The sequence below is a fragment of the Methylobacterium sp. WL120 genome (genome assembly GCF_008039465.1).
In the GTDB taxonomy this organism is placed as follows: domain Bacteria; phylum Pseudomonadota; class Alphaproteobacteria; order Rhizobiales; family Beijerinckiaceae; genus Methylobacterium; species Methylobacterium cerastii.
The window spans coordinates 1-9,106 of sequence record NZ_VRUT01000172.1; the positions used below are offsets into that span (position 1 = coordinate 1).

13 protein-coding genes are annotated in these 9,106 nt (G+C 71.0%); 8 read left to right on the plus strand and 5 right to left on the minus strand.

The window, feature by feature from the left end; translation table 11 throughout:
- Positions 1-345 (plus strand): hypothetical protein (locus tag FV229_RS22755; RefSeq protein ID WP_210246618.1); only part of this gene is annotated, 345 nt, incomplete at its 5' end.
- 88 nt (positions 346-433) lie between these two features.
- A complete protein-coding gene (locus FV229_RS27615) occupies positions 434-583 on the plus strand; it encodes a hypothetical protein (RefSeq protein WP_187273687.1) in 150 nt (49 codons plus the stop codon).
- Between the two features lie 265 nt (positions 584-848).
- Here FV229_RS27615 and mnmE read toward each other — a convergent pair whose 3' ends face one another.
- Positions 849-2,153, minus strand: a complete 1,305-nt coding sequence (gene mnmE, locus FV229_RS22760; RefSeq protein WP_147754141.1) for a tRNA uridine-5-carboxymethylaminomethyl(34) synthesis GTPase MnmE — start codon at positions 2,151-2,153, stop codon at positions 849-851.
- A gap of 148 nt (positions 2,154-2,301) precedes the next feature.
- Here mnmE and bla point away from each other — a divergent pair, with 148 nt between their 5' ends.
- The 4 genes from bla to panC all read left to right on the plus strand — a co-directional run bounded on the left by bla (position 2,302) and on the right by panC (position 5,092).
- Positions 2,302-3,183 (plus strand): class A beta-lactamase, encoded by an 882-nt coding sequence (gene bla, locus FV229_RS22765; RefSeq protein WP_147754142.1) that lies wholly within the window; start codon positions 2,302-2,304, stop codon positions 3,181-3,183.
- Complete coding sequence (locus FV229_RS22770) at positions 3,183-3,674, plus strand: aminoacyl-tRNA deacylase (protein WP_147754143.1); 492 nt, start codon at positions 3,183-3,185, stop codon at positions 3,672-3,674. Before bla ends, FV229_RS22770 begins: the two co-directional genes overlap by 1 nt.
- A gap of 80 nt (positions 3,675-3,754) precedes the next feature.
- Entirely contained in the window at positions 3,755-4,105 is a 351-nt protein-coding gene (locus tag FV229_RS22775) for a hypothetical protein (protein WP_147754144.1), read from the plus strand.
- Between the two features lie 129 nt (positions 4,106-4,234).
- On the plus strand, positions 4,235-5,092 hold the full coding sequence (gene panC, locus FV229_RS22780) for a pantoate--beta-alanine ligase (protein WP_147754145.1): 858 nt from the start codon (positions 4,235-4,237) through the stop codon (positions 5,090-5,092).
- A gap of 297 nt (positions 5,093-5,389) precedes the next feature.
- On the opposite strand, the gene FV229_RS22785 is transcribed toward panC, so the two are convergent.
- Positions 5,390-6,703 carry a PHB depolymerase family esterase gene (locus FV229_RS22785; RefSeq protein ID WP_187275253.1) on the minus strand — a complete coding sequence of 438 codons (1,314 nt, stop codon included), beginning with the start codon at positions 6,701-6,703 and terminating at the stop codon, positions 5,390-5,392.
- Between the two features lie 47 nt (positions 6,704-6,750).
- Positions 6,751-7,185, minus strand: coding sequence for a CopG family transcriptional regulator (locus FV229_RS22790; RefSeq protein WP_238272668.1), 435 nt, complete (start codon positions 7,183-7,185; stop codon positions 6,751-6,753).
- A gap of 188 nt (positions 7,186-7,373) precedes the next feature.
- Here FV229_RS22790 and FV229_RS27815 point away from each other — a divergent pair, with 188 nt between their 5' ends.
- The gene (locus FV229_RS27815; RefSeq protein ID WP_210246619.1) at positions 7,374-7,565 is read left to right on the plus strand and encodes a hypothetical protein; all 192 of its coding nucleotides are present in this window, start codon (positions 7,374-7,376) and stop codon (positions 7,563-7,565) included.
- Positions 7,547-7,912, plus strand: coding sequence for a helix-turn-helix domain-containing protein (locus FV229_RS22800; protein WP_147754147.1), 366 nt, complete (start codon positions 7,547-7,549; stop codon positions 7,910-7,912). Before FV229_RS27815 ends, FV229_RS22800 begins: the two co-directional genes overlap by 19 nt.
- 32 nt (positions 7,913-7,944) lie before the next feature.
- On the opposite strand, the gene dnaQ is transcribed toward FV229_RS22800, so the two are convergent.
- Both dnaQ and FV229_RS22810 read right to left on the minus strand, forming a co-directional pair.
- Complete coding sequence (dnaQ, locus tag FV229_RS22805; RefSeq protein WP_147754148.1) at positions 7,945-8,673, minus strand: DNA polymerase III subunit epsilon; 729 nt, start codon at positions 8,671-8,673, stop codon at positions 7,945-7,947.
- A gap of 67 nt (positions 8,674-8,740) precedes the next feature.
- On the minus strand, positions 8,741-9,106 hold a 366-nt coding region (locus FV229_RS22810; protein WP_187275254.1), incomplete at its 5' end, for a Smr/MutS family protein.

Genomic DNA, 9,106 nt, shown 5'->3' on the forward strand with positions numbered 1-9,106 from the left:
CGCCGCCTCGACGCCGGCATGGCCGCCGCCGACGACAACGACATCGAAAGCCTGTGGAAACGTTTCGGGCATCCCCGGGATGTGCCGCCACCCCGCGAAAAGGTCAATCACCTGCCCTCACAGGCGCTCCTCCGAGCGGAGCTTGCCTTCCTCGTGAGCAATCTGCTCGCGTGCTCGGCATTTTTGACTACATTTTTAAAATCACCATCGAATGCAGGACTGTCGTTTTCAATCCGGACACTGCGGATCGCCCGGGCTCAGAGCCATCTCGCACTATCGGGTCATACGAAACCTCTTGCGACTCACTGGTCTGCATGGCATCGAGAATCTGTGAACGATTTATGAACGGACAACGGCGTCCGTCCCGGCCACCCGGGATTTCGTGACATCGCGGACCTCGCACGGGTGAGGGCGACCAACGAGGATCAAGACGATGCACATCATCGCTATCGGCCTGGGTGCACTCTGCTGCGCCGGCGGCGCGCTCGCTCACTTCACCGACCCGAGCCAACGCAAGGAAGGCGCCCTGGGCTTGGCCGGCTTCGGCTTCCTGCTGACGGGGATGTTTCTCACCCGCTCATAAGGCGGGGCGGGTTTTCACGTGAAACATTGCGGGCTTTGGTCGGCGGTAGCCGTGCCGATCCTTCACAGATCCGCCCGCCACCGCTGTCACGCATCTCACCGCGTATAAAGAAAGAGGCGCGGCTCCACTGTCCCATCCGGGAGAGGGACAGGGTAAGGGGTGTGACCTCTTCGGGGAATTCTGTCCCCTCACGCCAACCCTCTCCCGAACGGGAGCGGGAGTCGCCGCCCGCTGCACGTGACCACTCCGGTGATGAAGCCATCGGCTATTTCCCAATACAGAACCCCGAAAAAAGGCGGTCGAGCACCTCTTCGATGCCGACCTGGCCGCCGACCTCACCGAGCGCGCGTACGGCCAAGCGTAGGTCCTCGGCGACCAGTTCCGGCATCCCGGTGGCGGCGGGCAGGCGGTCGAGGTGGGCGATGCAGCGCTCCAGCGCGTCGCGGTGACGCTCGCGGGTCACGAGGGCGTCGCCGCCGCCGAGCGTCACCTCGGCCTCTGCTGTGATCGCGTCGAGCAGGAGGAGAAGCCCCTCCCCCGTCAGCGCCGAAACAGCGAGGTCGGCACCCGGCGCCGCATCCAGGTCGGCCTTCGTTCGCACGCGAAGGACACGGCTCGTTCCTGAGACTTCCTCTGAAGCAGCGCCCGGCGGGACCAGCATCAACACGAGGTCGGCCTCGGCCATCCGCCGGCGAGTTCGCGCAATGCCCTCGGCTTCGACGGGGTCGCTCGTCTCGCGCAAGCCCGCCGTGTCGACGAGCATTACCGGCAATCCGCCAAGATCAAGCCGCACCTCGATCGCGTCGCGGGTGGTGCCCGGCACCGGTGAGACGATGGCGGCGTCGCGTCGGCTGAGGGCGTTGAGCAGGGTCGACTTGCCGGCATTCGGTGGGCCCGCGAGCACCACCTGAAACCCCTCTCGCAGGCGCTCGCCGCGCCGTCCATCGGCGAGTGCGGCTGAGATGGCAGTACGGAGCCGGGCGGCTCGGGCGAGCACGGCTCGGTCGAGCCCGGCATCGTCGATGTCGCCCTCGTCGGCGAAGTCGAGGGCCGCCTCGGTCGCCGCGAGGCAGTCGATCGCCTCCTCCCGCCAGGCCGCGACCTGGCGTCCGAGGGCACCGTCGAGCTGGCGCAGGGCCTGGAGGCGCTGGGCTTCGGTGTCCGCTTCGATCAGGTCGGCGACACCCTCGGCCTCGGTGAGATCCATCCGGCCGTTGAGCACCGCCCGCCGGGTGAAGGCCCCCGCCTCCGCCGCGCGGCAACCAGGGAAGGCGGTGAGCGCGCGGATCACCCCCGCCCGCACCGCGACGCCGCCGTGCAGGTGCAGCTCGGCCATGTCCTCGCCGGTGACCGTGTCAGGTCCAGGCATCCAGGCGACCATTCCCTTGTCGAGCATCATGCCGTCGGCCGGATCGCGCAGCGTGCGGAGCGAAAGCCGGCGCGGGGCCGGAAGGGTACCCGCAAGCGCGACGAGCACACCCGCCGCGGCCGGCCCGCTGATGCGGATCACCGCGATGGCGGCGCGCCCGAAGCCGGAGGCCGGCGCGAACAGGGTGCTGGAATCGTGCATCGGGCTCCGTCCTGGTTCGTCGGCCTTCGCCGACACGCGGGCGCCGCCGGGTGAACTGGAAACGCGCCGCCGGCGGATTGGGCTTGCCTCGACGGAGGGCGATGCGCAAACCGGGCGCCCGCGAAGCGCAGCTAGGGATGATGACGCCATGGTCTATACCCGTCGCACCGTCGTCGCCGGCTTGGCGCTGGCGGCACCCGCCCTCGCCACCCGCGCGGAGGCCCGATTTGCGTCGGCCGCCGCCCGGATCGCGGCGGTCGAGGCGCGGCTCGGCGGGCGGGTCGGCGTCGCGTTCCGGGATGCATCGGGCGTGTTCCTCGGCCACCGTGCGGGCGAGGCGTTTGCGATGTGCAGTACCTTCAAGGTTCTCGCCGCGGCTGCGATCCTGGCGCGCGCCGCAGCTGGCGCCGAAACCCTCGATCGCCGCATCGCCTACGGCGCCGCCGACCTGCAGAGCTACGGCCCGGTGACGCGGGCCGCCCTCGCGAATGCGGGCGGCACGCGCGCGGAGCTGACCGTCGAGGCCCTCTGCGCCGCCGCGATCGTATGGAGCGACAACACGGCGGCGAACCTCCTGCTCGACGCCCTCGGCGGTCCTGCCGCGCTCACCGCCTGGCTGCGCGGGCAGGGCGATGCGGTGACGCGCCTGGACCGGACCGAGCCGACCCTGAACACCGCGCTGCCGGGGGATCCGCGCGACACCACGAGCCCGTCCGCGATCACCGGCACCCTGGAACGCTGCCTCCTCGGCGATGTGCTGACCCCGCCGCACCGCGCGCGGTTGGAAGGCTGGATGGTCGCGTGCGAGACCGGCCGAACGAAGCTCCGCGCCGGCCTTCCGCTCGATTGGACGGTCGGCGACAAGACCGGCAGCGGCGACAACGCCACGTCGAACGTCGTGGCGATCCTGCATCCGCCCGGGCGTCCGCCGATCCTCGCCGGTCTCTTCCTGACCGGCTCGGCGCCGCCGCCGGCGACGCGCGACGCGGCCCATGCCGAGATCGGCCGCATCCTCGTGGAGGCGTTGTGATGGCGAAAGCGACGCCGCGGGCGACCCCCGCCTCCCGCGCCCTGGACAAGGCCGGCATCGCCTACGCGATGGTGGCCTACGCCTACGACGCGGAGGCCCCCCGCATCGGTCTTCAAGCTGCCGACGCGCTCGGCGTCGAGCCGAGCTGCATCCTGAAGACCCTGATGGCTGCGGTCGACGGCCAACCGGTCTGCCTGCTCGTCGCCTCGGACAAGGAGGTGGCGATGAAGCGGGTCGCCTCCGCGATGGGCGGCAAGGCGGCGGCGATGCTGAAGCCGCCGGAGGCCGAGCGGATCACCGGCTACCATGTCGGCGGCATCAGCCCGTTCGGCGCCAAGCGTCGGGTGCCGGTGCTGATCGACGAAGGTTCGCTGGCGGACCGACCGGAGATCCACGTCAACGGCGGCGGACGCGGCCTGCAGTTGCGTCTCGCGACCACCGACTTGGTCGCCGCGCTGCAGGCGCAGGTGGTCGTGCTGGCCGAGCGGTAACGTTCGATTCACCTTAACGGCCGATAGTCGCGTCGCGTGCCCGAACGCCGCGAAACGGGACCTGAGGGGACGACGGGCGCATGCGCGCGACATGGATGATCCCGGCCTTCGCCTGCGGTCTCGCCGCCGTGCCGGCGAATGCCGCCGACCTGTTCGGCGCCGAGCCTGCGCCGACCTACGACCTGCCGAGCAACGCACCGCGCTACTTCCCCCGCGGCGACGGCAGCGACAACGTCCTGCAGTCTCGCCCCCTGCCCGTGCGTCGCGCCGGCTGCCTGCCGCGCCGCGTGCCGGTGCCGACCAACGCTCCCGACGACCCGAGCTACGTCGGCTCGACCTACGGCCTGTCGAAGCCGAGCTATTACGGCTTCACGCCGCCGCTGGGCGTCGACGATCCGTTCGGCCGGCCGCTGCTGCCGTATTGCCGGTGACGGCGATCGCAGACCTCGTCCGCTAGGGTTCTCGGTGAGTCGACGGATCTCGACAAATCGACGGGCGATGCTGGCATGCCGGGGAGAGGCAGCTTAAGGCAGCGTCCGCCGACCTCGCCGGAGCCGCCCATGCCCTCTCGATCCACCGCCGACACGCGGGCCATCTCCGATCCCGCCGCCCTGCGGGAAACGGTGGCGGCATGGCGCGCGAAAGGGGAGCGCGTCGTGCTGGTGCCCACCATGGGGGCGCTACATCGCGGCCATCTCGCGCTGGTCGCCCATGCGCGAACGCTGGGCGCGCGCGTGGTGGCGAGCGTCTTCGTCAACCCGACCCAGTTCGGCGCGACCGAGGATTTCGCCCGCTATCCGCGCGACGCCGCGAGCGACCTCGCGCTGCTCGGCGAGGCGGGAACGGACCTGGCCTGGATGCCGGAGGCCGGGACGATGTACCCGCCCGGCTTTGCCACCCAGATCACGGTCGGCAGCCTCACCGAGGGCCTGTGCGGCGCGTTCCGGCCCGGCCACTTTACGGGCGTCGCCACGGTGGTCACGAAGCTCCTCAACCAGGTCCGGCCGGACGCCGCCGTGTTCGGCGAGAAGGATTTCCAGCAGTTGCAGGTGATCCGCCGCGCGGTGGCCGACCTCGACATGGGCGTCGCGATCCACGGCATGCCGACAGTCCGCGAGGCGGACGGCCTCGCCCTGTCCTCGCGCAACCGCTACCTCGCGCCCGGCGAGCGGACGGCCGCGCCGGCGCTCCACGCGGTGCTGTCGCGGGTCGCGGCGGAGGCGCGGGACGGCGCAGAGACGGCGCCTGCCATCGCGCAGGGTGTCGCCGCCCTGGAGGCGGCAGGGTTCTCGGTGCAGTACCTCGCGGTCTGCGATGCGCAGACGCTGGCGCCGCTCGCCCGGATCGACGGCCCTGCCCGCGTGCTCGCCGCCGCCTACCTCGGCAAGACGCGGCTCATCGACAACGTCCCGGTCTGATACGATTTCCGGTTGATCGATTCGGTGAGCACCGCGCCCGTTTTCCCGGACGGGTGAAGCGTCAGCGGAACCCGATCCGAGACCCAGCAGAAGGCATCGCGAAGCGTCGAAACCTTGCGCCGTTCGGATCGAGCCGCTGACGCGGCCCTCGATGATGCTGGGTCCCGGATCACCTTCCGCTGACGCTCCGGGCGTCCGGGAAAACGTCGCGCCGGCGAAGTCATCGATCGGAAACCGTATGAACGATGGATGCCGAACGAGAGGGCGCAGGCCGTCGACGACCCGCGCCCCCTGCCCTCAAAGCCCCTTGGGATGCGCGGCGAAGAAGTCGAGCATGGCGCGCGAGGCGTCGGGCCCCTGCGGGTCGGTGAAGCTGCCAGCCCGGTCCCCACCCGACCAGGCGTGGCCAGCGCCACGAACCCGCCAATCCTCCAGCAACACTCGGCCCGCCGCGTCCGCGTAGCGCGTGCGGGTGTAGGGGCGTCCGTCGCCGTCGAAACGCTCGCGCGCGGGCGTCAGCGCGGCGGCGCCCGCCTGGGCCAGCACTTGGTCGGCGTTGCGGATGCTCACCGTGGTGTCGTCCTCGCCGTGGAAGACGATGGTCGGCACGTGGGCGCCACCGCCGGGGCCGGGCGCGCCCATCTGCATCGCCATCATCGCGGAGCCGACGTCGCGGGCGCAGGAGGCCGCGAGCCCGGAATGCACGCCGACCGCGGCGTAGAGGTCGGGGAAGGCTCGGGCGATGTTGGCCGCCGCCGCCCCGCCTGCCGAGAGCCCGGCGATGAAGACGCGGCTCGGGTCGATCGCATGACCGGCCATGACCGCGCGGGTGAGGCCGGCGATGATGGCGGCCTCGCCGGTCTCGCGGCCCTGGTCGCGCGGCTCGAACCAGTTCCAGCAGCGCTGCGCGTTGGCGCGGCCGGTCTGGACCGGGTAGGCGACGAACAGGCCGTCACGCTCCGCCAGCCGGTTCATGCCGGTGCCGACGGCGAAGTCGTCCGCGGTCTGGTTGCAGCCGTGCAGCATCACCACGAGGGCCGCCGGAACCTGCGGCCGGCTCGGGACGAACAGGCGATACTCGCGCGTCCCCGCCGGTCCGGCAAAGCTCTTGGTGACGACCGAACCTGCGCCCGCGGCGGTCTCGACCGACCGGTCAGGCGTCTGCGGCTTGGCGAAGCCGAAGCCCGGAGCCTGCGGGGCCAAGCCCTTGGGCGTCAGCCCCTTGGCCGCCAACCCCTTCAGCACCGGCGCCAGCCCGCGCACGACGCCGTCCACGGCGGCACGCAGCTTCTCGGGGATCGGGCCGGCGAGCCCAGCTTCGGTCTTCGTCGTAGTCTCGCTTTTCGGCGCGCTCTCGGTCCTGGTGGAGGCCTGGGGCTGCGCCGTCGCCTGCGTCCAGGACGCGGCACGGGGGGGGTCGTCGACGCGCTCGGCGGTCAGGTCGAGGGTCGGCGGCTCGATCGCCTTCGGGGCGTCCCGCGGCGTCGCGAGGCCGCCGAGGCTGCGCTGGATCAGGTCGGTCGCCTCGGCGAGGCGTCCCGCACCGGTGAGCCGGGTCGCCTCCATCATGTCGGCGAAGCGGTCGCGCATCTGCTCGGAAGGATCGGTCATGGGATGTCCTCGGATCGCCGGGGGCGGATCGGAAAGGGCGGGGCAGCTCAGCGCAGCCGGTCGGCCAGGGCGGCGCGGACGGCGGGGCTGGCCTGGAGGCTGCCGAGCACGTCGAGGGAGGCGATCGCCGCACGGGCGAGTTCGGGGGTCACGTCGGCGGCGATGGTGGCGAGGCCGAGCACGCGGATGTCGAGCATCCGCCCCTCGGCCCGTGCCGCCTCGAGGCTCGCCCGGTCGATGTGGCGCAGGCCGAGCTCGACGCTGCGCCGCGCCACCGACTGGCGCGTCACGTCGGCATGCCGCTCGATCTGGTTGCGGATCGCGGTGCGGATGAAGTCGCTGCGGTTCGAGAACAGCCCTTCCGCGACGAGGAGATCGACATGCCCGAGATCGACATGCCCGAGGTTGATCGTGATCTTCTCGCTGTCGGGCTGCCGGGCCGGCACCTTCGCGGTTCTGGGCCGCACCATCGCTTCCATCATCGCGACCATCCCGTCACCATCCGTGTGGATGGCATATGGGAAGCGGTTTTTGCATTGCAATACGATCTTGCGGCGGCGCAGCAAGACGTGATGCGGCGGATCGGTCATGGGGCGGAGGGCCAGCCCCGCAAGGAGCGAGCACGCGCGGCTGCGGCTTCGCGGATGCGACCGGGATCTTCCTCGATCGGGTGGTCGCGTGGCAGGACACCCGGACGGATGACGGTGAGATCCGGATGGTCGCGGTCGGCGTCCGGGACGGCACGTTCTACATGGTGGTCTACGGCGACCAGACGACCGAAGCAGGCGCGCCGATCCGTTGGATCAACACCGCATGGCCGTCGCATCGGAAGGAGCGTACCTTGTGGCGAAGATCAGTCTGAGCGAACTCCGCACGCGTGCGCCGACGGTCGATCGAGCCAAGCTGGACGCAACCACCGAGGCGCAGATCGAGGCGTACCGAAGCGAAGACGGCTACGGCGACCTTCCCGTGCCGGATGTCGCCCGCGTGGTCGAGTCGCCCCAAGCGCTTCGCGTGCGTCTGGGGCTGACGCAGAAGGAAATCGCCGCGGCGTTGCGCATTCCCCTCGGCACCTGGCGCAACTGGGAACAGGGACGCGTCACCCTGGAACCGGCGGCGGCGGCCCTCCTCGTCGTCGTCTCGCGGATGCCCGAAGCCGCCATGGACGCTTTGGGCGGACAATCGGACAGGTCCACCGGGACCTCGTGATCCCCGCGGGCGTGTAAACCGATCGACCATCGTCAGACCGCAGAATCCTCGCCGATGTACTCGGCCCAGATCGCGTTGCCACCGAGGCTTGCGCGGAAGGCGGCGTGGCGCGCGCGCTCGGCGTCGGTGAGGCGGGCGCGGGTGGTGCGGGCCGTGCGGACGACGCTCTCGGCGCCGAAGTCGGCGACCGCTTCGGTCACCGCGCCGGCGCCGAGGTCGAACCCGGTCTGCTTGCCGCCCAGCAGCTCGATGTAGACCTCCGCCAGGATCTGCGCGTCGAGCAAGGCGCCGTGCTTGGTGCGGCGGCTGGTATCGATGCCGTAGCGACTGCACAGGGCGTCGAGGTTTGCCGGCGCGCCGGGATGCTTGCGGCGCGCCATCGGCAGGGTGTCGACCACGCTCTCGAGCACGATCGGCGGCGGCGCCTTCGCCCCGAGCCGGGCGTATTCCATGTTGAGGAAGCCGACGTCGAACGGCGCGTTGTGGATCACCAGGCGGGCGTCGCCGCAGAATGCGACGAGGGCGTCGGCGATCTCCGAGAACAGCGGCTTGTCGGATAGGAACGCGTCGGACAGGCCGTGCACCTTGAAGGCGCCCTCGGAAACCGCCCGTTGCGGGTTGCAGTACTTGTGGAAGGTCCGGCCGGTGGGAATGTGGTTCAGGAGCTCGACCGCGCCGACCTCGATCAGCCGGTCGCCGGTCTTGGGATCAATGCCGGTGGTCTCGGTGTCGAGGACGATCTCGCGTACGACGTCGTGCATGATATCCGGTCCCGAACGCTTCCCCGCTTCGCCTACCCGATTAGCCTGCGCCGGTTAACCCGCGCCTTCAACGCCGCCGCAGGCGGACGTAGAGCGCGCCGGCGCCGCCGTGGTGGCGGGCGGCCTCCTCGAAGCCGAGCACGATCGGGCGCAGGTCCGCGCCGCGCAACCAGTGCGGCACCGAGCGGCGCAGCACGCCGCGCTCCGCGTAAGCGTCTTCGCCGCCTTTGCCGGTCACGACCAGCACCCGCGCGTGGCCGGCGGCCCGCGCCCGCATCAGGAAGCCGACCAACGCCGCATGGGCCTCGGCCTGGTAGAGCCCGTGCAGGTCGATCCGACCCTCGATCGCCAGCAGGCCGCGGCTGATCCGCTGCCGCTCGCGACGCTCCAGCCCGGGCGGGGCGGGGGCTGGGACGAAGGCCGGGCGGACCGG